The organism is Xanthomonas arboricola pv. juglandis, assembly GCF_001013475.1.
Taxonomy (GTDB): Bacteria; Pseudomonadota; Gammaproteobacteria; order Xanthomonadales; family Xanthomonadaceae; genus Xanthomonas; species Xanthomonas arboricola.
Genome location: NZ_JZEF01000001.1, coordinates 1,236,237 through 1,259,498 on the forward strand (window position 1 = coordinate 1,236,237; position 23,262 = coordinate 1,259,498).

Annotated in this window: 17 protein-coding genes and 1 tRNA gene; 9 read left to right on the forward strand and 9 right to left on the reverse strand. The window is 65.4% G+C overall.

Annotation, left to right across the window (positions count from 1 at the left end; genetic code table 11):
* Positions 1-130: 130 nt before the first annotated feature.
* Positions 131-214, reverse strand: a tRNA-Leu gene (locus tag XARJCFBP2528_RS05140).
* Between the two features lie 142 nt (positions 215-356).
* Here XARJCFBP2528_RS05140 and XARJCFBP2528_RS05145 point away from each other — a divergent pair.
* A complete protein-coding gene (locus XARJCFBP2528_RS05145; RefSeq protein ID WP_016902573.1) occupies positions 357-1,649 on the forward strand; it encodes a nucleotide sugar dehydrogenase in 1,293 nt (430 codons plus the stop codon).
* Here XARJCFBP2528_RS05145 and XARJCFBP2528_RS05150 read toward each other — a convergent pair.
* Together XARJCFBP2528_RS05150 and XARJCFBP2528_RS05155 are read right to left on the reverse strand one after the other, a co-directional pair.
* Positions 1,633-2,892 (reverse strand): TIGR03862 family flavoprotein, encoded by a 1,260-nt coding sequence (locus XARJCFBP2528_RS05150; RefSeq protein WP_016902572.1) that lies wholly within the window; start codon positions 2,890-2,892, stop codon positions 1,633-1,635. The genes XARJCFBP2528_RS05145 and XARJCFBP2528_RS05150 overlap by 17 nt on opposite strands.
* An 11-nt stretch (positions 2,893-2,903) precedes the next feature.
* Entirely contained in the window at positions 2,904-3,335 is a 432-nt protein-coding gene (locus XARJCFBP2528_RS05155) for an FKBP-type peptidyl-prolyl cis-trans isomerase (protein ID WP_016902571.1), read from the reverse strand.
* A gap of 61 nt (positions 3,336-3,396) precedes the next feature.
* On the opposite strand from XARJCFBP2528_RS05155, the gene XARJCFBP2528_RS05160 reads away from it, so the two are divergent.
* The 3 genes from XARJCFBP2528_RS05160 (at position 3,397) to XARJCFBP2528_RS05170 (ending at position 5,416) form a co-directional block, all read left to right on the forward strand.
* Positions 3,397-3,762 carry a DUF6164 family protein gene (locus XARJCFBP2528_RS05160; RefSeq protein WP_016902570.1) on the forward strand — a complete coding sequence of 122 codons (366 nt, stop codon included), beginning with the start codon at positions 3,397-3,399 and terminating at the stop codon, positions 3,760-3,762.
* 35 nt (positions 3,763-3,797) lie between these two features.
* A complete protein-coding gene (locus XARJCFBP2528_RS05165) occupies positions 3,798-4,559 on the forward strand; it encodes a sulfurtransferase (protein WP_047124420.1) in 762 nt (253 codons plus the stop codon).
* A gap of 209 nt (positions 4,560-4,768) precedes the next feature.
* Positions 4,769-5,416 carry a response regulator gene (locus XARJCFBP2528_RS05170; RefSeq protein WP_016904564.1) on the forward strand — a complete coding sequence of 216 codons (648 nt, stop codon included), beginning with the start codon at positions 4,769-4,771 and terminating at the stop codon, positions 5,414-5,416.
* 585 nt (positions 5,417-6,001) lie between these two features.
* Here the strand turns inward: XARJCFBP2528_RS05170 and XARJCFBP2528_RS05175 are convergent.
* The gene (locus XARJCFBP2528_RS05175; protein WP_047124421.1) at positions 6,002-9,733 is read right to left on the reverse strand and encodes an Rne/Rng family ribonuclease; all 3,732 of its coding nucleotides are present in this window, start codon (positions 9,731-9,733) and stop codon (positions 6,002-6,004) included.
* Between the two features lie 410 nt (positions 9,734-10,143).
* Here XARJCFBP2528_RS05175 and XARJCFBP2528_RS05180 point away from each other — a divergent pair, with 410 nt between their 5' ends.
* Positions 10,144-11,130 (forward strand): RluA family pseudouridine synthase, encoded by a 987-nt coding sequence (locus XARJCFBP2528_RS05180; protein WP_047124422.1) that lies wholly within the window; start codon positions 10,144-10,146, stop codon positions 11,128-11,130.
* 120 nt (positions 11,131-11,250) lie between these two features.
* Here XARJCFBP2528_RS05180 and zupT read toward each other — a convergent pair whose 3' ends face one another.
* The 3 genes from zupT to XARJCFBP2528_RS05195 form a co-directional block, all read right to left on the reverse strand.
* Entirely contained in the window at positions 11,251-12,069 is an 819-nt protein-coding gene (gene zupT / locus XARJCFBP2528_RS05185) for a zinc transporter ZupT (RefSeq protein ID WP_016904561.1), read from the reverse strand.
* 279 nt (positions 12,070-12,348) lie between these two features.
* Positions 12,349-12,771 (reverse strand): energy transducer TonB, encoded by a 423-nt coding sequence (locus tag XARJCFBP2528_RS05190; RefSeq protein ID WP_016904560.1) that lies wholly within the window; start codon positions 12,769-12,771, stop codon positions 12,349-12,351.
* A complete protein-coding gene (locus tag XARJCFBP2528_RS05195; protein ID WP_024938664.1) occupies positions 12,768-13,124 on the reverse strand; it encodes a 4a-hydroxytetrahydrobiopterin dehydratase in 357 nt (118 codons plus the stop codon). The genes XARJCFBP2528_RS05190 and XARJCFBP2528_RS05195 overlap by 4 nt, the downstream gene beginning before the upstream one ends.
* Before the next feature lie 89 nt (positions 13,125-13,213).
* Here XARJCFBP2528_RS05195 and XARJCFBP2528_RS05200 point away from each other — a divergent pair, with 89 nt between their 5' ends.
* Together XARJCFBP2528_RS05200 and XARJCFBP2528_RS05205 are read left to right on the forward strand one after the other, a co-directional pair.
* Complete coding sequence (locus XARJCFBP2528_RS05200; protein WP_024938663.1) at positions 13,214-13,813, forward strand: NfuA family Fe-S biogenesis protein; 600 nt, start codon at positions 13,214-13,216, stop codon at positions 13,811-13,813.
* A gap of 13 nt (positions 13,814-13,826) precedes the next feature.
* The gene (locus XARJCFBP2528_RS05205; protein WP_047124423.1) at positions 13,827-15,635 is read left to right on the forward strand and encodes a hypothetical protein; all 1,809 of its coding nucleotides are present in this window, start codon (positions 13,827-13,829) and stop codon (positions 15,633-15,635) included.
* Between the two features lie 514 nt (positions 15,636-16,149).
* On the opposite strand, the gene XARJCFBP2528_RS05210 is transcribed toward XARJCFBP2528_RS05205, so the two are convergent.
* Entirely contained in the window at positions 16,150-16,422 is a 273-nt protein-coding gene (locus XARJCFBP2528_RS05210; protein ID WP_016903417.1) for a BPSL0761 family protein, read from the reverse strand.
* A 147-nt stretch (positions 16,423-16,569) separates the two neighbouring features.
* Positions 16,570-17,511 carry a DNA-binding protein gene (locus tag XARJCFBP2528_RS05215; protein ID WP_026064550.1) on the reverse strand — a complete coding sequence of 314 codons (942 nt, stop codon included), beginning with the start codon at positions 17,509-17,511 and terminating at the stop codon, positions 16,570-16,572.
* A 105-nt stretch (positions 17,512-17,616) separates the two neighbouring features.
* On the opposite strand from XARJCFBP2528_RS05215, the gene XARJCFBP2528_RS05220 reads away from it, so the two are divergent.
* Complete coding sequence (locus XARJCFBP2528_RS05220; RefSeq protein ID WP_016903419.1) at positions 17,617-18,702, forward strand: site-specific integrase; 1,086 nt, start codon at positions 17,617-17,619, stop codon at positions 18,700-18,702.
* Between the two features lie 141 nt (positions 18,703-18,843).
* Positions 18,844-23,253 (forward strand): NACHT domain-containing protein, encoded by a 4,410-nt coding sequence (locus XARJCFBP2528_RS21615; protein WP_016903420.1) that lies wholly within the window; start codon positions 18,844-18,846, stop codon positions 23,251-23,253.
* Positions 23,254-23,262 lie beyond the last annotated feature (9 nt).

Below are 23,262 nucleotides of genomic sequence, written 5' to 3' on the forward strand. Positions count from 1 at the left end.
GGGCGCGCCATGCACTTGTAAGCGCGACGCGGAGGCTGGACTGCTCAACACAAGAGTGCTGCAACATCGCAGCGGGCAAGGTTTGCCTGCGCGTCGATGGCCTTGTGCGATTTGCAGCGCCATCAGAGTGTGCCCGGGGCGGGAATCGAACCCGCATAGCCTTGCAGCTGAGGGATTTTAAGTCCCTTGCGTCTACCAGTTTCGCCACCCGGGCATTGCGATAGCGTGCCTGATTGCGCGCCGATTGTGAATCGCCGCGTCGCCGATTCGCCGTACTGATGACCGGATGGCTGCCTGCGCTATGCTCCCACCGCGCAGGCGCGCAGCAACCGGCTGCGCACGATCGAAGGAACCGCATGTCCAGCACCACGCTACTCGCTCCGCAGCAGGCCCGCATCGCCGTGATTGGGTTGGGCTATGTCGGCCTGCCGCTGGCCGTCGCGTTCGGCGAGCAATGCGATACGTTGGGCTTCGACATCGATGCGCAGCGGGTCGCGCAACTGCGCGACGGTCACGACGCCACGCTGGAGCTGGACGACACCGAGCTGGCTGCCGCCACCCGGTTGCGCTACACCGCGAATGCTGCGGACCTGGCTGCGTGCAGCATCTTCATCGTCACCGTGCCGACGCCGATCGACAGCTTCGAGCAGCCCGACCTGGAACCGCTGCGAAGTGCTACCACGCTGATCGCCGCTGCGCTCAAACCCGGCGACCTGGTGATCTACGAATCCACGGTCTACCCGGGCACTACCGAAGAAGTCTGCGTGCCCTTGCTCGAAGCCGCATCGGGGCTGCGTTTCAATGACGACTTCTTCTGTGGCTACAGCCCCGAGCGCGTCAACCCGGGTGACCGCCAGCGGCGTCTGCGCGATATCCGCAAGATCACCTCCGGTTCCACCGCTGAAGCCGCCGATGCGGTCGACGGGCTGTACGCCAGCATCATCACTGCCGGCACCTGGCGGGCGCCGTCGATGCGCGTGGCCGAGGCCGCCAAGGTGGTCGAAAACATCCAGCGCGACGTCAATATCGCACTGGTCAACGAACTGGCCTTGATCTTCGACAAGCTGGGCATCGATACATTGGACGTGCTGGAGGCTGCCGGAACCAAGTGGAATTTCCTGCCGTTCCGTCCCGGCCTGGTCGGTGGTCACTGCATCGGTGTGGATCCGTATTACCTGATGCACAAATCCGAAAGCGTGGGCTATCACCCGGACCTGATCCACACCGCGCGCCAGGTCAACAACCGCGTCGGCCGGCACGTAGCCGAGCGCGTCTGCGGCATGCTGGCCACACGTGGCGTGGTGCTTGCGCAGGCGAGGGTGCTGGTGCTGGGCGCCACCTTCAAGGAGAACTGCCCGGACCTGCGCAACAGCCGAGCGCTGGAGCTGGTGCAGCTGCTGCAAGCCGCGGGTGTGCGGGTCGACACCTGCGACCCGTGGGCCGACCCCGCAGAAGCGCTGCAACATGCCGGCGTGCAGTTGTGCGAGCTTGCGGACGAAGGTGCGTACGATGCCGTCGTGCTGGCAGTCGCGCATGCGCAATACCGCGACTACGACACCCGGCGCATCGCCGCACTGGGCAAACCGGGTGCGGTGATTTACGACGTCAAATCGGTGTGGCCGCGCGAGGCGGTCAGCGATCGTCTGTAGCGCGGTCGGGCTGCTGCAGCCACTGCACCGCGCCATGCGCGGCACGTAATCCGCTGGCGAAGCAGGCGGTCAGCAGATAGCCGCCGGTCGGTGCTTCCCAGTCGAGCATCTCGCCGGCGCAGAACACGCCAGGCTGCGCGCGCGCCATCAGCTGCGCATCCAGCGCCTCCAACTGCACGCCACCGGCCGAGCTGATTGCCTCGGCAAGCGGACGCGCTCGCAACAGGCGTAACGGCAAGCGTTTGAGCGTACGCGCCACCAGCGCAAGATCGTCGCCCGCCTGTTTGCCCAGGTGTTCGTAGAGCAACGCGGCCTTGACGCCGTCGATGCCGACCTGCCGGCGCAGATGCTCGCTGAAACTGCGTCCCTTGCGCGGTTTTTCCAGTTCGGCGCTGACGCGTTCCAGCGAGCGTCCCGGGAGTAGGTCCAGACCAAGCTCGGCGACGCCATCGGCATCGATCTGCGCGCGCAGATCCGCAGCCAGCGCATAGATCAGGCTGCCCTCGATGCCGGTGGACGTCGCAACGCACTCGCCCTGCAACTGCTGCGGCGTGCCATCGCGATCCTGCCAGTGTGCGACCACGGGCTTGAGCGGCGCGCCGGCATGCCGCTGCACAAAATGCGGGCTCCAGGCGATGTCGAAGCCGCAGTTGGCCGGCACCAGCGGCGCCACTGCAATGCCGCGTTCCTGCAGCACGCCTTGCCAGCGACCATCGGAGCCGAGCTGCGGCCAGCTGCCGCCACCGAGCGCCAGCACCACCGCATCTGCGGTGCGTTCGACATCACCGGTGGGCGAGTGGAAACGCAGCGCACCGTCATGGCTCCAACCAAGCCAACGATGCTGCACATGAAACGTGACGCCCTGTTCCTTGAGTCGGCGCACCCAGCCACGCAGCAGCGGCGCGGCCTTGCGATCCATCGGGAACACGCGCCCGGAACTGCCGACATAGGTCTCCACGCCCAGATCGCGTGCCCAGGCGCGCAGCGCGTCCGCATCGAACTGCTGCAGCCACGATGCGACGGCCTCGCTGCGCTCGCGATAACGCTGCGCAAACAACGGCATCGGATCGGAGTGGGTGAGGTTCAAGCCGCCCTTGCCGGCAATCAGGAACTTGCGCCCCACCGAACCCTTGGCTTCGTACAGGTCGACCGCAAGGCCTGCCGCACCCGCCACCTCTGCCGCCATCAGGCCGGCCGGCCCACCACCGATGATGGCCAGCCGCCGCTTGCTCGCATCCGTCATTGCTCAGCCCTTCAGCGCGGCTGCACGCCGAGCAATTCCACATCGAACACCAGCGATGCGCCGGGCGGGATCACGCCGCCAGCGCCGTTGTCGCCATAGCCGTACTCGGGCGGAATCATCAAGCTGCGCTTGCCGCCCACACGCATGCCGGCCACGCCCTCGTCCCAGCCGCGGATCACCTGATGGCCGCCCAGCACGAACTGGAACGGCTCGGCGCGGTCGAGCGAGCTGTCGAACTTCTTGCCATGCTTGTCGGCGGCTTTTTCGTCGTACAGCCAGCCGGTGTAGTGCACGGTGACCAAGGCGCCCGGTGTGGCTTCGGCACCGGTGCCGATGTTGCGGTCGATCCGCTCGAACGTGGCGATGGTGCCGCCGGACGGCGGCAGGGCAGGCGCACAGCCCGCGAGCAGCAGGGCAGCACAAAGCGTCAACAGAAGGCGCATGGGATGGTCCAGCAAAGGGAGTGCGTCATTATCGCACCTGGCTCCCGGTATCATCGCGCCCATGGCCAAGCTGCTGCTCAATCTGCGCAATGTTCCCGATGACGAAGCCGACGAGGTGCGGGCGCTGATGCGCGAGCATCTGGTGCAGATCTACGAAACCCGGCCCAGTAACTGGGGCATCTCCGCCGGCGGCATCTGGCTCAGCGACGATGCCGATTACCCGCGCGCCAAGGCGCTGATGGATGCGTATCAGGCCCAGCGCGGCGCTGCGGCGCGTGCGCAGCGCCAGGATGCGCTCGTTGCCGGCACGGCCGAAACCTTCGGCGCGCTACTGCGCAAGCGGCCGCTGTTCGTGATCGCCACGTTGGTCGGCATGCTGGTTGTCGCCTCGCTGGTCCTGCTGCCGTTCCTGCTGTTGCGCGGCTGATCGCACCTGCGGCCGCATCGGCTTAAAATGGCCGCATGATCACCAATACCGCTGCCTACCAATTCGTTACCATTCAGGACCCGCAGTCGCTCGCCGACAGCGTCCTGGCACACGCCGGGCAGCAGGCCTTGAAGGGATCGGTGCTGGTGGCCGAAGAAGGGATCAACCTGTTTCTGGCCGGCGAAGCCGAGCAGATCGACGCGTTCTATGCGTGGCTGCAGGCCGATGCGCGCTTTGCACAGATGCGCATCAAGTACAGCCTGAGCGCGTTGCAGCCGTTTGCGCGGCTCAAGGTGAAGGTCAAGCCGGAGATCATCAGCTTTCGTCGCGACGATGCCTCGCCGCTGCAGGGCCGTGCGCCGGCGGTGACGCCTGCCACGCTGCGCGACTGGATGCGGGCAGGGCACGACGATCGCGGCCGCCCGCTGGTGCTGCTGGACACGCGCAATGCCCAGGAAGTGGCGTACGGCACGTTCCAGGGCGCGTTGACGCTGCCGATCGACAAGTTCACCGACCTGCCGGCTGCGCTGGAAGCGCATCGCGCTGCGTTGGCCGACGCCACCGTGGTCAGCTTCTGCACCGGCGGCATTCGTTGCGAGAAGGCGGCGCTGTGGATGCAGGCCGACGGCATGGACAACGTGCTGCAGCTCGACGGCGGCATCCTCGGCTATTTCGAAGAGGTCGGGGGCGAAGGCTACGATGGCCGCTGCTTCGTGTTCGACGAACGCGTTGCACTCGATGCGCAATTGCGCCCATTGGTGGATGCCGAGCGCAGCACCGAAGCAGGAAAAATCTGACCGAGCGCGAGTGAAATGCCCGATGTTCGCGTATTGGGCGCGCTCGCATCATCCGATCACGCCGCGATAGTGCATGCAATGCCTACCATGACACGCGGCGGCAGAGTACTTCGCGTTCTGACTCGAACGTAATACGTCGCATCGAGCTTGCCCTGAATTATTCACGGAGATAGGCTGCACCAGCCAGCCGCACAGCGAGGACAACAAGGATGACCATCAGAGTTTTTCTGATCGACGATCATGCACTCGTGCGTACCGGCATGAAGATGATCCTGTCCAAGGAAGTGGACATCGATGTGGTGGGAGAAGCGGAGAGTGGGGAAGCGGCCTTGCCGCAAATTCGTCAGCTCAAGCCCGAGATCGTGCTCTGCGATCTGCACCTGCCCGGTGTCAGCGGCCTGGAAATCACCGAGCGCATCGTCAAGGGCGATTACGGCACCCGCGTCATCATCGTCTCGGTGCTGGAAGATGGCCCATTGCCCAAGCGTCTGCTTGAAGCCGGCGCATCGGGGTATGTCGGCAAGGGCGGCGATGCGCAGGAGCTGCTGCGTGCGGTGCGCGAAGTCGCACTGGGCCGGCGCTATCTCGGCAATACCATTGCGCAGAATCTGGCCCTGTCCAACCTGGAAGGGGGCAGCTCGCCCTTCGACGCGCTATCGCCGCGCGAACTGGAGGTTGCCCTGTTGCTGACCCAGGGCCTGCGCCAGGAAGACATCGCCAAGCGCCTGAACCTCAGTGCCAAGACCATCAACACGCACAAGGCGCGCCTGTTCGAGAAGGTCGGCATCCAGGACAACATCGCCCTGGCGCGTCTGGCCAATCAGTACGGTCTGACCGATCCGGCGCGTACCTTGTAAGCCACGCCCTCGGGTTTCGATCTTGCAGATGCAGCAGTCAGATGCTGCTGCACAACGAGTCAGTGACAAGAGCCTAGACGCTGTTTTGCTCTGGAGAGGAACTCCTGCGTTACGCGAACGCGCGTGTTCGCTTAGGCATTCAACGCCCGAGAGGTGCTTCGCTTGGAACGGCCGCCGATGATGACCTGGCGTAGCGCAGCACACCGCGGCATTGAAGCAGGGCGATTGAGTCGGTCTGGGCGCTGCTGCATTCTTCGATGACGAGCGGTTGCCGATGCGTAGCAGCGGATATTTCGGGTTGCTGGCGTGGATGCACTTACGGCGTAGGGCCATGATGGTGCTGGCTTCTGCCTGAGTCGCGACATTGGCGACAGCAGCTCCGGCGCTCGTGATGCGGCGGGAAACAGTGCCCGGGTCAAGCGCGACTGCGAGCGCGGCAACTGTTTCGTTGCGATTCCTGCAAGGCCTGGTCATCCAGTATCGGCATGACACTGCCGCACACAAAAACAAGGCGGCCCGAAGGCCGCCTTGTTTGACACTACCCGCCTGGATTCACGCAGGCGGGTTCAACTGGCTGGGAAACGATCAGTGATCGCCACGCGGCTTGTTGGTGTCGTCCTGCTGCTCCTGCGCGTCATCGCCATTGTGCGCTGCATCTGCCGGCTTTGCAGCTTCGGACACGACGACGGTCGGCTTCGGCTTGTCGGCGGTCTGCTCGTTGGCGTCCGCAGACAGCACGGGCGCGACTGCTGCCGGCCGCTCAGGCGCCTCAAGCGGCACCGGCGTTTCGGCCTGCGTCGATGTCGCGGTCGCTGCTGTTGCGTCGGCCGGAGCCAATGCGTCAAGCAGCGTGGTCTGCACAGGAGCGTACGGCTTGCGTGCCGGCGCAGCGTCGGCAGACGGCGAGGTCTGCGGCACCGTGGCGGTGGACGTCGCGGCAACATCGGCTGCCGGGCTTGCTGCCTTTGACGGCTCGGCATGCGGCGGCTTGGATGTCACCACGTCCGCCTGCGCGCTGGAAGGCGCAGCAGCGACCGGCTTGGGCACACTGACGGCTGCCGGCGCTGGGTCGGTTTTCACCGGCTCCGCTTGCGATGCTGTCGTGGCTGCCACCGGTGCTGCCTGTTCCTGCCGAGCAACCGCAGGTGCTGTAGCGTCGGCCGATGCCGGCGGCACCGAGGTTGACTGCACAGCCGGCTCGGGCGAACGCACGGCCGAAGGAGCAGCACGCTCGACCGGCTGAGCTGCAGGAGCCGGAGCCGCGACTGGCGTCGCGACCGGAGCCGAGGCGGCAACCGATGGCGAGGCAGCAGACGGAGCCGGAGCGGCAACCGGGGCCTGAGCCGGCGAGCTCGCCGATTCCTGCGCAACAACGGGAGCCTGCGGCGCTTGCGGGGTCGTCGCTGCAACGGCAGAAGCCTGCGCAACCGGTGCCGATGCAGCCGGCGCCGTGTTGCTGGCCGATGCGCTTGCAGCCGGTGCCGGAGAGGCCGCCGATGCATCGCCACGTGCCTGCTCGGCTGCGGTGACTGACGGCGTTGCAGCCTGCTGCTCGAACGACGGCGTGGCATTGGAAACCGGCGCCGTGGTCGACGTCGTGTCGGCCGCCAGCGGTGCTTCCGCACGTTCCTTCGGAACCGGACGCGGCTTCACTGCGGCCGGAGCGCTGGATTCCGGCTTGGCGCGTGCCGATACCGCAGGCGTGCTCGCGTCGTCGTCGAAGTCGAACTCCGGTTGACCAGCGCGCGGGGCAGCCGAGGTGTGGACTTGCGCACTGGCTTCGTCGCTCTCGTTGTCGCCATCAAGATCGCCTTCGGCGTCGCCGTCCAGATCGTCCGTCTCCAGACCATCGACGCCGGTACCGCCTTCACCGTTTGCGCCAGCGCCGCGACGGCGACGACGGCCACCGCGACGACCGCGACGACGACGGCTGCCGCCTTCGCCATTTGCCGCATCATCGCCTGCGGCCTCCGGTGCCTGGCCCTCCGCATTTGCGTCGGTACCGCGATCGGCCTGCGACTCGGTCACGATGACCTCGACCGGATGCGCCGGGGTGGCCGCAGCTGCTGCCACTGGCGTTGCCGGTGCTGCAGTGTCGGCAATTGCCGCGACCACGGTTGCAGTCGTTGCGGTTGCAGCAGTCGAGGTCAGCGTCTGCGCCGAGGCAGTGCCTTCTTCCTGACGCGCAGGGCGCTGCTGCCGCTCGGACGGCGCGCCGTCCTGCTGCTGCGCAGCTGCACGCGGCGGGCGCGGTGCCTGGTTCTGCGGCTTCTGCTTCTGCTGCTGGGCCTGCTGCTTGGGCTGTTGCTGTGCCTCGTTGCGCGGCGGCTTGGGCACCTGCACCTGCTGCGCCTGACCGCCGTTTTGTGCAGCCTGGCCATTGGCCGGCTGACGGCGCTCGTCACGACGCTCCTTGTTGGCACCATTGCCGTTACCGCCATTGCCGCGGTGCTGATTGCCACCGTTGCCACCATTGCGGGCATCACGGCCGTCGCGACGCTGGCCGCCACGATCGCCACGCTCGTTGCGGCTGCTGCGGCCGGCATCGTTCTGACGCGGACGCTGGGTCGACTCGGGCGCAGGCGCAACCGGCTCGACGCCGCCGAAGATGCGCTTCAGCCAGCCGACCACGCCGGTGACCGGCGCGGGAAGCGGCAGTGGCGCGACCGGAGCCGGTGCAGGTGCGGCAACGACCGGGGCAGGGGCCTCTTCACGCAGCGGAGCCGGCTGGCTCGGCTTGATCGAGGTCACTGCCGGCGCAGCCGGGATATTCAACTGTGCCTTGGTCAGTGCATGCACCGGCAACTTGCGCGGGGTGCCGCGCTGGTAGCTCGGCTTGCCGCTGTCTTCGCCCAGCTCGTTCTCACGCAGTCGCGTGACTTCGTAGTGCGGGGTGTGCAGCTGTTCGTCGGCGACGATGATGATCGGCGACTCGTGACGCTGCTCGATCTCGCGCAGCGCGCTGCGCTTTTCGTTGAGCAGGTAGTTGGCGATTTCCACCGGGGCCTGGACCAGCACCTGTCCGGTGTTTTCCTTCATGGCGTGCTCTTCGGCCACGCGGATGATCGACAGCGACAGCGACTCGACGCTGCGCATGCGGCCATGGCCATCGCAACGCGGGCACACGATCTGGCTGGATTCGCCCAGGCTCGGACGCAGGCGCTGGCGGCTCATTTCCATCAGGCCGAAGCGCGAGATGCGGCCCAGCTGCACGCGTGCGCGGTCGTACTTGAGCGCGTTCTGCAGCTTGTTTTCGACTTCACGCTGGTGCTTGGTCGAGGCCATGTCGATGAAGTCGATCACCACCAGGCCGCCCAGGTCGCGCAGGCGCAACTGGCGAGCCACTTCTTCGGCCGCTTCCAGATTGGTTTGGAAGGCGGTTTCTTCGATGTCGCTGCCCTTGGTGGCGCGCGAGGAGTTCACGTCGACGGCGGTCAGCGCTTCGGTCTGATCGACCACGATCGAGCCGCCCGACGGCAGACGCACGTTGCGCTCGTAGGCGCCTTCGATCTGCGATTCGATCTGGAAGCGGTTGAACAGCGGAATGTCGTCGGTGTAGTGCTTGAGCTTGCGCAGGCTCTGCGGCATCACCTGCTGCATGAACTCCTGGGCATCGGCATACAGCTCCGGCGTATCGACCAGGATTTCGCCGATGTCGGCGCGCAGGTAGTCGCGCAGGGCGCGGATGATCAGGCGCGATTCCTGGTAGATCAGGAACGCGGCCGGCTTGCTGAGCGCCGCCTCGGCGATCGCCTTCCAGGTCTGCAGCAGGTAGTCCAGATCCCACTGCAGTTCTTCGGCGTCACGGCCGACACCGGCGGTGCGGATGATCACGCCCATGTCGTCGGGGATGTCGAGCTTGTCCAGCGCTTCCTTCAGCGCGGCGCGGTCTTCGCCTTCGATCCGGCGCGAGACGCCACCGGCGCTGGGCGAATTGGGCATCAGCACCATGTAGCGGCCGGCCAGCGAGATGAACGTGGTCAGGGCGGCGCCCTTGTTGCCGCGCTCTTCCTTGTCGACCTGCACCACGATTTCCTGGCCCTCGCGCAGCAACTCGCGGATGGTCGACTTGTTGTGGTCGACACCAGCCTGGAAATAGTCGCGGGAGATTTCCTTCAGCGGCAGGAAGCCATGGCGCTCGGCGCCATAGTCCACGAACGCCGCCTCCAGCGAGGGCTCGAGCCGGGTGATACGGCCCTTGTAGATGTTGGACTTCTTTTGTTCCTTGGACGGCTGTTCGATGTCGATGTCGTACAGGGTCTGGCCGTCCACAATCGCCACGCGCAGCTCTTCGGCCTGCGTTGCGTTGATCAGCATTCGCTTCATTGTTGCGTTCCTCTCGCGCTCTACCGCGCGGAACGCCGTGACGTTTCGCCTCTGGAACAGCTTGTCGGCCCTTCGCGCAACGCGCGGACAGGCCTGACCAGGGTTTCCAGCGCTGCAACACCACGGCAGGCCGCGGGAGCGCTTGTCTTAAGTTTTATAGGTGTTTCAGGGCCGGCAGCCGCGTCCGGACGAACCGGGGCAGCGCACGGGACATGTTCAGCGCGACGGTCAAAAACCGCCGGCGATGGCCGGGTAGGCCGGTGAGCCGCTAACATGGCCGCCCCGGGGGCGGTGGTCGCGCACTGTGCCGGAATCATCGGAAGGCAGGCTTCTGGCCAATCAACTTCCAACGAAATCAAACCCTTATCTCGCTCGCCGAGTGTAACAGAATAAAGAGCCGGATGACCGACCCCCAGACCCCCAAGCCGCCCACCGACCGTGTGGGCGTGCGCATTCTCAAAGTTCCGGAAGACCGTGCTGGGCAGCGGCTGGACAATTTCCTGCTCGGCCAGCTCAAGGGCGCGCCACGCAGCTTGATCTACAAGCTGGTGCGCAGCGGACAGGTGCGCGTGAACGGCGGGCGGGCCAAGGCCGAACGCAAGCTCGAGGGTGGCGAGGAAGTGCGGATACCGCCGGTGCGCGTGGCCGAGGAGGGCGACAAGGCGGCGCCACCGGCGTCGTTCCTGGCACGGCTGGAAGCGGCGATCGTGTTCGAGGACGCGCGCCTGCTGGCGCTCAACAAGCCCTCCGGGGTCGCCAGCCATGGCGGCAGCGGGATCAGCTTCGGCGCCATCGAAACCCTGCGCGCCCTGCGGCCCAACCAGAACCTGGAGCTGGTGCACCGGCTCGACCGCGACACCTCCGGCCTGCTGATCGTGGCGAAAAAGCGTTCAGCGCTGACCGAGCTGCAGGCCTTGATGCGCGAGGACGACCGTGTCGAAGGCCGCGGCATCACCAAGCGCTATCTGACCTTGCTGGTCGGCCGCATGCCCGACGGGGTGATGACGGTCGATGCGCCGCTGCACATCGGGCTGCGCCAGGGCGGCGAGCGGCATGTGCAGGTCAATGCGATCGGCAAGCCTTCGCTGAGCCACTTCAAGCTGCTGGAGCGACGCGGCGGGCACTCCTATTGCGAGGTCCGTATCGAAACCGGCCGCACCCACCAGATCCGCGTGCACGCCCAGCACCTGGGGCACCCGGTGGCCGGCGACGACAAGTACGGCGAAGCGGAGGTCAACAAGCGCCTGCGCGACCAGCTTGGCCTGAAGCGCCTGTTCCTGCACGCCGCTTCGCTGGAATTTGCGCTGGACGCCGGCAAGACGCCCTATGTGCTGAGCGCGCCGCTGGCGCCGGAGCTGGCCGAGGCATTGGACCGGCTGGGGCGCTGAGGCCGCCGTTGCGCCGCGGCGACGCTTCCATCCCGGTCGTGGTCGCCAGCGCGTCGCCGATGTGTCCTGGCGGTCGAGCCGATGGTCGTGCCGGCACCGCGGCTGCGGTTCGGCCGGGCGTTAAGGCGTGGCGAAGCGGAACAACACCAGGCTGATCGCCAGTGTGCCCATGCCGGCCACCAAGCCGTAGACCGTCTCGTGGCCCTGCGCGTAGCGCTTGGCCGCCGGCAACAATTCGTCCAGCGCCAGGAACACCATCACCCCGGAAATCAGGCCGAAGACCGTGCCGAACACCGCTTCGGACAGCACGCTGGACAAGGCCAGATAGCCGATGCCGGCGCCGATCGGCTCGGCCAGTCCGCTGAGCAGGCTGGCGCCGAATGCGTAGAACTTGTTGCGGGTGGCGAAGTACACCGGCACCGCAATGGCGATGCCCTCTGGAATGTTGTGGATGGCGATGGCGAACGCGAGCGGCATGCCGACCGCAGGGCTTTCCAGCGTGGCGAAGAAGGTCGCCAGGCCTTCGGGGAAATTGTGCGCGGTGATGGCGATGGCGGTCATCAAGCCGACCCGGCGGATGTAGGCACGGTTGTCGTCGCGGAACAGCGGATCGTCGCTGGACAGGCTCTGGTGCGGGTTGGGCACCAGGCGGTCGATCACCATGATCAGCAGCATGCCGGCCAGAAACGCCAGCGTGCCGAAGGTGAAGCCGAGCTTGTCGTTGTAGGCGTTGGAGAACGAGGCGATCGACTTGTTGAGAATCTCCGACAGCGACACGTACACCATCGCGCCGCCGGCGAATGCCAGCCCGAATGCCAGCAGGCGCGGATTTGGCTTCTTGGAGAACACGACCATCAGGCTGCCGAGTCCGGTCGCCAGGCCAGCGGCCAGCGTGACCGCAAATGCGGTCCAGACATTGTGGGATGACACTTCGAGCATGTGACGCACGACCTCGTGGAATAGAACGTACTCGGCGGGGAGCGTGGCGACTGCTGCTGCGCACTCTGCGTATGACCACACTGCGGCTGCAGGATGGCCATGCCTGGATGACGAACGCGTGGTGTCTGGCGCGATAACCCTGACGCGTGCACGCCGGCATCAGGCGCGCACCGTGGGTAACTGGAGCTGATGCAGGCGGTTCGCCGTGCTCAGCCTTGCGTGCTGCGCGCCGGCGCGTTGCTGCGGCGGCGCTTCTGCGCGCCCTACATCAAACGCGGCTTAGCCGCCTCGACGCGCACGCTCTTCGATGGCGAAGCATTCGTCCGGGCGCGGCACCGGCGGCTTGAACGCGACCGGCACCTGGATTGTCTGCGGCACTGCCTGGCCATTGCGCGTGGCGGCCCGGAATTTCCATTCGCGCACGCGTTTTTGCGCGGCTTCGTCCAGCACCGGCTGACCGCTGCTTTGCGATACCGAGACGTCGGTCGGGGTGCCTTCGACACCGACCACGACCCGGAGCACGGAGGTGCCACCGATGCCGGCACAGGCCAGCTGCGGCGAGTATTCCGGCGGCGGGGTCTTCAAGGCGGCCAGTTCGGTCGGTGCCACCGCCGGTGCGGCGGGCTGCTGCGACGACTTGCCACACCCGCTGATGCCGACGGCAAGGAACAGGCCGGCGAGGGCAGCGCGAGACAGGGTCATGGGGTGGCTCCTTGATCGTAAAGCTGGGCGGCCTTGGCCGCGCAGATGAAGTCGTTTTCGCTCAATCCGCCGACGTCGTGGGTGGAATAGCGCACCACCACGCGGTCGTAATGCACGCCCAGGTCGGGGTGGTGGTCCTCGCGGTGAGCGATCCAGGCCAGCGCGTTGACGAAGGCCAGCGTGCGGTAATAGTCGGCAAAGCGGAATGTGCGGGTGATTGCCGTGCCCACTTCGGCCAGCTCCCAGCCCGGCACCTGCGGCAGCAGTTCAGCCAGACGCGCTTCGCCGAGCTTGTGGTCGCTGCCCTTGCGCGGCAGGCAATGGGCCTGTTCCAGGGGAATCAGATCGGTCATGACAGTCTCGCAGGGGTGGCGGACAGCGCGTTCACTCAGGATCACGGTGTTCCATGAGCGCAGGCGCATTGAGCGGTAGAATAACCCGCATGATCCAGATATCCGACAAAGCCCAAACCTATTTCCGCAAGCTCATCGAACGCGAGGGCGTGCCCGGCATGGGCGTGCGCCTGAGCGCGGTGGATGCGGGCACCCCGCGCGCCGACGCCCGGCTGGAGTTCGCCGAACCGGCGGACCTGAGCGGCGACGAATGGGCGATCGACTGCGACGGCTTCACCTTATATATCGTCGCCGCCAGCGTGCCCTGGGTGGATGGCGCCGAGATCGACTACGTCACCCAGTCCACCGGCAACCAGCAGCTCACCATCAAGGCACCCAAGATCAAGGGCGAAGCGCCGGCCGAGTCCGCATCGATGGTGGAGCGCGTGCGCTGGGTGGTGGAGAACGAGATCAACCCGCAGCTGGCGTCGCATGGCGGCCGTGTGGCGGTACAGGAGGTCTCGGCAGAGGGTGTCGTGCTGCTGCGCTTCGGCGGCGGTTGCCACGGCTGCGGCATGGCCGATGTGACCTTGAAGCAGGGCATCGAGAAGACCCTGATGGGGCGCGTGCCCGGCGTGATTGCGGTGCGCGACGCGACCGACCACGCCACCGGCGACGCGCCGTATATCCCGCGCGACAGCGCGGCCTGATTCCGCGCCACCGGTGACCACGGCCGCCGATCTGCTGCAGGCACTGCGCGCGCGCATGCCGGGCAAGCTCATCCTGGATCGGCGCACCGGCCTGCCTTACGGCTGGGCAAGCTGGATGAGCAGTCGCATCGGGCCGGCGGCTGCGTTCAACGATGACCAGGTGATGGGCGTGCTGCTGGCACGGCCAGCGCCGCCTGCAGGTGCTGGCATGGCGTTGCTGTTGTCGCCGTTCCAGGCATTTCGCAGCCTGTGGTGGCAGCACTGGGAGCCGCGGCCGAAAGATCAGCGGCCTCAACACTGGCTGGCGCTAATCGGCAGCCTGTTGATCCACCTTGGCTTCATCGCACTGCTGGTCTGGGTCGTCACGGTGCGCTGGGCGCCGGATGACAGCAAGACCGGCGACGAATCGCGGGTGCGCATGACCTTCCTCGGCGACGGTGCGGCAGAGCAGGGCGGTGGGCAAGGGCAGCCCGCTGAGGCTGCGCAGGCCGCCTCGGGCGATGCGGCTTCGGCGTCGCAATCCAGTGAGTCCGCTGCGACCGGCAGGCCGAACGCAGCGAGCGCAGCGTCAGCTGTGCCTGCGCCTGTCGAGTCCGTCGATCCTCCTTCAAGCGCTGCCCAGGCCCAGGACATTGCGCCGGAACCGGTGGCTGCCGCTGCCAGCGAACCGGTGGCGCCAGAGGTACCACGCGTGACCGTGCAGGTGCCGCCGGTCACGATCGAATCGCCGCTGCAGGTCACCGAAACACCGATGGCCACGAACGACTTTGTCGTGCCGCCACCGCCGACGATCACGGTCGCTCCGCGTCCGGTCGAACCGGCCGCACCGCAGATCGAGGTGCGTCAGCGCGATATCCAGACCGTGACCGAGCAGCCGCAGCTGCGCGAATTGCAGCGTCCCGCAGCGACCGTCGCGATGCGCACTGCCAACGCACCGACGGTGCGCGAGCGGGAGATTGTCGTGCCGGACCGGCCCCAGGTAGCTGCGCCATCGGTGCGCAGCCGCGAGATCACACCGACAGCGCGCATGCCTGACGTGGCCATTCGAACGCCCGAGTTGCCAAGCGTGCCGGATCCGGCACCCCAGCCGGCACCGGCCGCGCCAGCCCAACCGACGCCGGCGACTCCAGCGCCGACACCCTCGACATCGGTAGCTGCAGCAACCCAGCCATCTGCGGCTTCCATGCAGCCCAATCAGGCACAGGCGAATCCGGCGCGATCGGCGCAACCTAGCAGCACTACGGCGGCAGCCTCATCCGCAGCCAAGCCGGCGACCAGCAATGCCGGCCCGGCGCCAGCAGACCGCAGCGGCGGCTGGGATGTCGCGGCCAATGCAGACGACTGGAGCAAATCCGACCGTCGTCGCGCCGGTGAAACCACAGGCGCCAATGGAACACGCAACGGCATGTTCAACGCAGACGGCAGCGTTCACGTCGCCGCCGGAGCCGGCGATGCCGGCAACGGCGCCGGTGATCGCGGACCGCCAGGCAGCGAAACCGATACCTGGACCCGCGACCAGATCGCCCAGGGCGGCACCTGGCTCAAACGTCCGCCGTACGGCTACACGCCGACCTCGCTGGACAAGTACTGGATGCCGAACCAGTCGCTGCTGCAGGAATGGGTCCGGCGCGGCCTGAAGAAGATCGAAATCCCGATCCCGGGCACGACCACCAAGATCAGTTGTGTGGTGTCGTTGCTGCAGTTCGGCGGCGGCTGCGGCCTAAGCGACCCGAACCTCAACGATCAACCGGCAACAGCCAGACCGCCGCCGGATGTGCCGTTCAAGCGGGAGCTGCAGGACGACAGTGGGGCTGTGAGGTAGTCGGCTGCTAAGCTAGCTCTGACATAATATACATTATGCGAAATTGCGTATCGGGCGATGCGTGCACGACTACGCTGGATCTGGCTTTGGATCAACCGGGCTCGGTAAAGCTGTGACTTTTCACCCCACCACCGGGCAAGTCACAGGTCCGGCGTCCAGTTCGGGCAAGTCACAGGTTTTGCGCCTCCCGTTAGTTTTTTGCCCTAACGCCGCGCTCTGGAATCCCCAGTTTCAACGCTGATTGCCCCACTGGCAGCCAGCATGTGCCCCAAGTGGCACCAAACCAACCGGTGAAGAGCCGTTCCGAGGATCAAGATTTATGATCAAAGACCGTCAGTCTGAGTCGACAACTACAGTCCTGCAGGAGTTGCTGGATCGCATTGAGTTTGAGACCGCAGGTTGACACCCTTATCAAGCGAGAATCGCCAGTTGCCCGTCCAGGCGTTTTTTGCAGGCGAAGGCGCCCGTGGCGCTAGCGCTTCAGGGGATTACCTACGAGGATACGTGCCGTCACTCAAATCCGATGAGGACCTTTGGGGTAGCCGCGGAACCAGTCCTCCTCGAACTGCGAGGTCAGATACGGCCGCACAAACGCCGATTGGGTGAGGTCCAGCAACCGCTCTTCATGCTGGGCGATGGCTTCCACATCACTGAGTGTTGGGTAGTGACGCAACAGCCGGTAGGCTTCCTGGCGCACAGATTTGGGCACGGCTTGGCTGCCGGCGAGTTCCTTAAGAAACGCTCCGGCTTGAAGCAGGTTGCGAGTGCGCTCGTCAGGCAGGGTCATGTGACTGCTCACCAATGCTAAGGAATTCTTAGCGTAACGCTTGACCCTGCTCGCGTTCCAGCGGCGATTACGCGAATGGCGGGCCGCGTTTGGTCACCGAGCTCTTAGACATGCTCCTAGGTAACACGGCATGGCGCTTGCTGTGCATCACTTAACCGCCTTACTGCGATCTCGCTTAGACCGTTCGGGTTTTGGGCGCTTAGGTGGACTCCGTCCCACATGTTGCTGCCACGCTGCTTCGAGTGCTGCCGGCAGATCGTTCAATTTGACGAGTTGCGCCTCAAGTGCATCTGCGCGTGCCTGCTGAATCGTGAGGTCTTGGCGGAGCGCTGAAACATCGCCTTGCGCGTGTTCTAGCGCTTCCTCAAGTCGGCGCTTATCCAGTGCTGCCTCTCGCTGGCTGGCAGTTAGCTGCTGCTTGGCCTGCTTGGATTCCTGACGCGCATGATCGATCTCCGCATGTGCCCGGTCTTCAGTGGCGCGCATATGCTGGGTCAAGGTGTCGCGCTCGGCACGCGCTGCATCCTGCAACTCCTGGAGTTGGACCCGTAACATTTCATTGGCGCTTTCTGAGCCGAGGGCGCGTAAAACTGAGGCGTCACGCTGCTGGCTAAGTTCGGCCAGCTGACGCTGCAGCTGCTCGACAAAGCGCTCTAACTCGGACGTCCGCGCGGCGGCGAGTTGTTCGGCTTGCTGAGCAGCGTGGGTTACGCTTTCTAGTCGGGCAAGCTCGGCCTGCATAACGTGCCGGTCTCGCTCCAACGTTTCTCGGGCGTCTAAGAGGGATGCACGATCAGAAGCCATTGCTTCATCGGCCTGGGCTCGGGCGTGGTCTAGCGCCGACGTCCACCACTGCCCTGCCAGGGCCGCGACAGCTTCAGGCACGTTGGCTGTGGTAATCCGGACCTGGCGGTCCGTTGCCAAGCGAGGCCCCAAACCTTGCCACCAAGTCTCCAGCCAGCGCACGACTGTATTCGGTGACCCTGTACCCAGATAGGCGCGGATACGCTCAACCGTAGGTCGTTCGCCATCTGCAACAAGTGCATCGGCAGCGCCGTGCACGTCGGATTCGGTGATGCCTCTGGCCATCAAAAATGTCTCCCGTATTGGCGCCCTGCCCCGCAGTTGACGTAGTCGCGATAAGTGATGATTATCGTGGCTACAGCTACTTATTCGTAGCGTACATTACATACTATGAATGCTAATTCCACTAGTGCCGCCCTCGTCCAGACCGTCCACCAGCTGGTACTGCCCGAACAGCTGGCGCAACAGGCGGCGGATGCGGTGCGCGAGCTGCTGGCCGAAGCAGCGGCCGAGAACACCACCCGCAGCTACACCAGTGCCCTGCGCTACTGGGCCGGCTGGCATGCGGCGCGCTACGGCATCGAGCTCGCATTACCGGTGCCCGAAGCCACCGTGCTGCAGTTTGTGGTCGACCACGTGCAGCGCCGCTCGACTGACGGTGAGCTGGCGTGGGAGCTGCCGCCGATCGTGGACCAGGCCTTGGTGGCGGCCGGCCTGAAGGCCAAGCTTGGGCCCTGGACCTTGGCCACCGCGCGGCATCGGGTCGCCGTGCTGTCCACCGCGCACAGGCTCAAACAGGCGACCAATCCCTGCGAACAGCCAGCGATCCGCACCGTGCTCAGCCGCGCCGCCCGAGCCGCAGTCAAACGCGGCGAGCGGCCGCGCAAGAAGACCGCGATCACCCTGCCCGAGCTGGAAGCCCTGCTGGCCACCTGCGACGACAGCCTGGAAGGAATACGGGATCGCGCCCTACTCTGCTTCGGGTTTGCCAGCGGTGGGCGCCGGCGCAGTGAGATCGCCGCCGCCGACCTGCGCGACCTGCGCCGGATCGGCGAGGCGGGCTACATCTACCGCCTGGAGCACAGCAAGACCCAGCAGGCCGGCGTCACCGCGAGTTCGACCCCGGACAAGCCGGTGCTCGATCGGGCCGCCCTCGCGCTGCAGGACTGGCTGGACGCAGCCGGGATCACCGAAGGGGCGATCTTCCGACGGCTGTGGAAGCAGCGCGTCGGCCCTGCCCTGTCCCCCGCTGCGGTGGGTGAGATCGTGCAAAGGCGGGCCCGCCTGGCCGGGCTGGAGGGGGATTTTGGTGGGCACAGCTTGAGGTCAGGGTTCGTGACCGAGGCCAGCCGCCAAGGGGTGGCGCTGCCGGCGATCATGCAGCTGACCGAGCACCGGTCGGTGTCGAGTGTTGTGGGGTATTTCCAAACTGGCAGCGCCGCTGCGAACCCCGCCGCTCGTCTTCTCGAAGACTGACTCAATCACGGGCGGAGGATTTCGTCTCATTCCGGCAAGGAGCGGACCTTCTAACGGTTAGCTAATATCGGTTGATGGCTTCCTTCTACGCTCTCACCCGACCCGAATCTCAAAGAGCTTGTCCGTTAGATGAGATCAACCATGAGGGATGATTTCAACAGGGCCGCCAAGGAACTGCTGGCGAAGCAGGCCGGCCATCGCTGCGCGCATCCCCATTGCGGGAAGCCAACATCCGGAGCAGACGAGAGTGGTACCGGCGCGATCAATATCGGCGTCGCAGCGCACATCACCGCCGCGTCTGCCGGAGGCCCCCGGTACGACCCCGCGCTGACCAGTGAACAGCGCAAGGACGCGTCCAACGGGATCTGGCTCTGCCAGGATCACGCGCATGCGGTCGACGCCGATGACAGCGGCTTCAGCGCGGAAATCCTGCGAATCTGGAAACGGCAGGCAGAAGACCGATCCTTCCATGCGCTGATGGCGGGAATGGCCGGTGCCAGCCAGATGCGTGGCCTCCAAATTGATCCCGGCGAGGGCATCGACATCCGGCACCGGTTCAACCTCGCCGTGGATGAGGATCTCGTCGCGCTGAAGGCGAGCTTGGTGGCGGCGGCGCGCGAAGATGCCGCCGCTTTCCGCAGGACCCGATACTGGACCGAGCATGCCATCGAACTGAAGCTGCGCCTGAAGGGCGACGCGGACGCGGATTCGTTTTCCGTGCACGATTTGGCCACCACCACCGAGGCCTTCAACGAGATCGTGATCCTGTCGCCGCCGGGCACCGGCAAGACCACCACGTTGCTGCAGCTCGCCGAAGCGATCATCAATAAGCGCGGCGCGGTGGCCAGCTTTCTCCCGCTGGATGACTGGTCGGCCCAGTCCCACTCGCTGTTCGAGAGCATCCTCGAACGCCAGGCGTTCCGTCCGTATCGCCAGGAACATCTTCGGCTTCTTGCCCATACTGGCGAACTCACCCTCGTGCTGGATGGCTGGAACCAGCTCGACGGCGCATCCCGTAGACGAGCACGCAACGAACTCGAGGGTTTGCGTCGCGACTACCCGAAACTGGGCATCGTCATCAGTTCGAGGAATCTGAGTGTTGCCGTCCCCTTCGCCACCACGGTAGTGGCGATCGAACCGCTCGACCATGCACAACAACGCCAGGTCGCCAGCGAGATGCGCGGGGCCGACGGGGAGACGCTGTTGGAAGAAGCACGCGCAATCCCGGGACTCAGGGAACTGGTGTCCGTGCCCTTGTTCCTCAACGCGATCCTGCGTCTGTCGCCCGGAAGCCGCTTGCCCACGACGAAGGAAGGCGTGCTTGCCGCCTTCGTCGAGCAGCACAATCAGGTCGCCAATCGCAGCGAAGCCTTGCGTGACGCAACCCTCGGCCACGAGCAACAGATCCTCGCCGACCTTGCCGCCGCGGCCACCCGCACCGCCAACACGTCCCTGCCCGACGGCAACGCCAGGGCCTCGGTGCAGGCCACCCAGCGCCGCCTTGCGGACGAGGGCCAGATCTCCGCGTATTCGGCGCCCCAGCCCATGACGGTGCTGGACGCGCTGATCGCCGAACACTTGCTGGTTCGATCCTCGGGCACCCCGGCGGGATACAGCTTCCAGCACCAGCAGTTCCAGGAATGGTACGCTTCCTTCGCGGTGGAGCACGCCATGCGAAACATGGCTGCGGGCGACGCCACCGCGGCCGAACAACTCGCCATCGCGTTCCTCGACGTCCGTCCATGGGAGGAATCGATCCTGTTCGCCTGTGAACGCATGGCATCGGGCACCAGCGCCGATTTGGATGCGATAGCCAAGACGATCGTCCGTTGCCTGTCGATCGACCCCATGCTCGCAGCCGAGATCATTTTCCGCGCACCCGCGGCATGGGGCCGGGTCGAACACGAAGTGACCGGGTTCCTCCGACGCTGGCACCAGCCGGACAAGGTCGATCGCGCCATTGGATTCATCGTCAACAGCGGCCGGCCGGAATTCGCAGAACTTTTGTGGCCGTTGCTCGCCGATTCCGAACACAGGCATCATCTGGACGTCCTGCGTGCGGGACGCCGGTTTCCTCCCTCGCTGTTGCCTGACATGGAGACCCGGCTGGCGACGCTCGAAGAGTCGACCCGCGCCGAAGTACTCGGCGAGATGGTCAGCCATGGCGGCATGGAAGGTGCGCTGTTCGCGGCATCGGTGGCACAGACCGATTCAAGCGTGCGTTTAAAGAAAGAAGTCGTGGAATCCCTGTACTGGTGCGGGGCGGATCAGCAAGCCGCCCGGGTGCTGCAAGACGCGCCTCTGGAGCTGTGGCAGGAGTTGGCCTCAGGACATCCCCTTACCGGGATCCACAACACTGCAGTGACCACCCGAATGGCCGCCGAACGTCGAGCCGCGTTCGAAAGCATGCAGAATCCGGGACACAAGCTGCACTTCGTGTTGAATGGCGACGTCGACGGCATCGAAACTGAGCAAGAGGTCTTCACGTTGCTGGCTGATCCTGCGCTGGAGGTCCGCGCCAGTGCTGCGGACCACGCCTTGTATCAGGCACACGAACGATATCCGTCGATCGTCGCCTCCGCCTTGGTGCGGAGAATCGAACAGGGTCTCGAGATCCCGTTCCGGGCCAACCTGCTCGTGCAGGAACAGCATATCGTCACCGACGAGGATCCGATCCGCAGCATGGTCAACAATGCGGCCCTGGACGAGAAAATCAGGACCAATGCCGCCAGCATCGCCGGTCCGGTTTCGATCGGTCGACTGATCGACGCACAACTGGAGTTGGACGCGCCGGCTGCAAGCGATCCAGCTGCGAGGAGACCTCTGGCAGAGCAACAGCGCTTCCTGGGAGGTCTTGTCATCACCGCCCCCTACAGCTCCTTGGTTGCCGCGGTGCTGGCGCGGGCCGATACCACCGACCCGCGACGAATCGCCCTGTTCGCCGAACTGCTGGCCTCCCATCGCGGACAGGACTCCGCCATTCGCCCGCCTGCGATTCTCGAAGAGGAGCAGAAGACGCAACTCGTGGACACGTTGTTGCGCTGGGTGCCGACCATGGTGGATACCTCCGATTCCACCCGGGCGGAGCTCGCGGAACTCGCCCGCGCAATCGGCACCGTCGGCGATACCAGGCTGGCCATGGCACTCGACCGGCTGCTGTCGGAGGACCTTCGGCGTTGGGACATCTCACGCGCCGCGTTCGTCGCATCCGGTTATCGCGACCAGACGTCAGACGCGCGGCACTCCTGGACGAACTGGTACCAGCGCGCCTTCATCGCCATTGGCACCGAGCAGGTGAAGAACCTGCTGGTCCAGCGCCTGTCCCATCCACAATTCGGCGCGGAGGGGGCCTCCGCGCTCATGCAGTTGTGGGAGCAGCGGCACCCCGTGACCACTCCGTCGACCTTTCCGCGAACCTTCCTGCGGGAGATGACCGTGCGGCGTGGGCGGCGGCTCCGTGAGCGTCCGCCTGCACCGGAGGCGCTGGCGATCCTCGATACCGTCACGTCACTTCTTGACGGCGGTAGCGAGAACGAGCAGTTGCATGCCATCCGCTTGGCAGTGGCGGCCTTCCGCATGCCCTGCGGCGATATCAGCGCGCTGGTCCGTCGATTGATCGAGATCCCGGCCCCGCTCAACCTGCAACGAGACCTGTACGTCGCTCTTGCGCTTTCCGGCGAACGCCTGCAGGTTGACGCGATCCAATCGTGCATTCGGGCCTTGTTCGCCGAATCCGAGACCAAGCCTTGGGTGCTGGGCGACCACCACAGCGCGTTCTTCGGTTGGGTGGAATTGCTCGCATTTTCCGAACGTCCTGCCGCGATCCTCGACGAGGTAGCCGCCCTGGAACAGCCGCATTTGAAGCAGCCGTACCAGATGCGTGGATTGCTGTCGGCGCTGGGCGCCTCCGCCGAGCCCGACGTCGAGGACGTCCTGCTGCAGTTCGCGGCGCTCATTCCAGGATTGGCCCAACAGCACGAATGGCTGGCTGCCCTGAGCACCCGCGGCACCGACTCTTCGGGTCGAGCGCTGCTCCAACTGCTGCGGGACGGTGCGTTCGACGATCCTGGGTATCGCGATATCGAAGCACTCCGCGCCCACTTGGCACAGCTTGCGAAGAACCACATCGAGTTCAGAGCCGACATGCTGGGGCTGCTGGAGCATCTGGACAAAGGCATCCTGGCCTCTGCGATCGAGCGCGCCCTGCTCATGCTGTCCGATACGGAGAGCATCCTGTCACTCGTCCGCTACTACGCGCGGACAGGACGCTCGGGCGACGGCCTGTACATTAGCATCAGAAAAATCGCGATGGACGAACGGCCTTCCGCACAGTTCAGTGGCGCCGTTACCCTGTTCCCGGTGCCCGTGGACGATCTGCGCAGGCGGCTTTTCTCCCTGGCATTGACCCAGACCAGCGAAGCAGGTGTTGCCAGGCAATGCCTGGCCTTGATCGACGGCATCCGCGACGACTACGGCTATCCCGAGTCCGAAGCGCGCCATCCTGATATCCGATCGGGGCAACCTTGGCCCCTGCTCGCTCCGGCTGCATAAGGCCGAGGC

What these genes read in the sequence shown, in the direction of transcription:
- XARJCFBP2528_RS05145 (WP_016902573.1), top strand. Translation starts at nt 357, where the DNA reads ATGTCCAGCACCACGCTACTCGCTCCGCAGCAGGCCCGCATCGCCGTG.
- XARJCFBP2528_RS05150 (WP_016902572.1), bottom strand. Translation starts at nt 2,892, where the DNA reads ATGACGGATGCGAGCAAGCGGCGGCTGGCCATCATCGGTGGTGGGCCG.
- XARJCFBP2528_RS05155 (WP_016902571.1), bottom strand. Translation starts at nt 3,335, where the DNA reads ATGCGCCTTCTGTTGACGCTTTGTGCTGCCCTGCTGCTCGCGGGCTGT.
- XARJCFBP2528_RS05160 (WP_016902570.1), top strand. Translation starts at nt 3,397, where the DNA reads ATGGCCAAGCTGCTGCTCAATCTGCGCAATGTTCCCGATGACGAAGCC.
- XARJCFBP2528_RS05165 (WP_047124420.1), top strand. Translation starts at nt 3,798, where the DNA reads ATGATCACCAATACCGCTGCCTACCAATTCGTTACCATTCAGGACCCG.
- XARJCFBP2528_RS05170 (WP_016904564.1), top strand. Translation starts at nt 4,769, where the DNA reads ATGACCATCAGAGTTTTTCTGATCGACGATCATGCACTCGTGCGTACC.
- XARJCFBP2528_RS05175 (WP_047124421.1), bottom strand. Translation starts at nt 9,733, where the DNA reads ATGCTGATCAACGCAACGCAGGCCGAAGAGCTGCGCGTGGCGATTGTG.
- XARJCFBP2528_RS05180 (WP_047124422.1), top strand. Translation starts at nt 10,144, where the DNA reads ATGACCGACCCCCAGACCCCCAAGCCGCCCACCGACCGTGTGGGCGTG.
- zupT (WP_016904561.1), bottom strand. Translation starts at nt 12,069, where the DNA reads ATGCTCGAAGTGTCATCCCACAATGTCTGGACCGCATTTGCGGTCACG.
- XARJCFBP2528_RS05190 (WP_016904560.1), bottom strand. Translation starts at nt 12,771, where the DNA reads ATGACCCTGTCTCGCGCTGCCCTCGCCGGCCTGTTCCTTGCCGTCGGC.
- XARJCFBP2528_RS05195 (WP_024938664.1), bottom strand. Translation starts at nt 13,124, where the DNA reads ATGACCGATCTGATTCCCCTGGAACAGGCCCATTGCCTGCCGCGCAAG.
- XARJCFBP2528_RS05200 (WP_024938663.1), top strand. Translation starts at nt 13,214, where the DNA reads ATGATCCAGATATCCGACAAAGCCCAAACCTATTTCCGCAAGCTCATC.
- XARJCFBP2528_RS05210 (WP_016903417.1), bottom strand. Translation starts at nt 16,422, where the DNA reads ATGACCCTGCCTGACGAGCGCACTCGCAACCTGCTTCAAGCCGGAGCG.
- XARJCFBP2528_RS05215 (WP_026064550.1), bottom strand. Translation starts at nt 17,511, where the DNA reads ATGGCCAGAGGCATCACCGAATCCGACGTGCACGGCGCTGCCGATGCA.
- XARJCFBP2528_RS05220 (WP_016903419.1), top strand. Translation starts at nt 17,617, where the DNA reads ATGAATGCTAATTCCACTAGTGCCGCCCTCGTCCAGACCGTCCACCAG.
- XARJCFBP2528_RS21615 (WP_016903420.1), top strand. Translation starts at nt 18,844, where the DNA reads ATGAGGGATGATTTCAACAGGGCCGCCAAGGAACTGCTGGCGAAGCAG.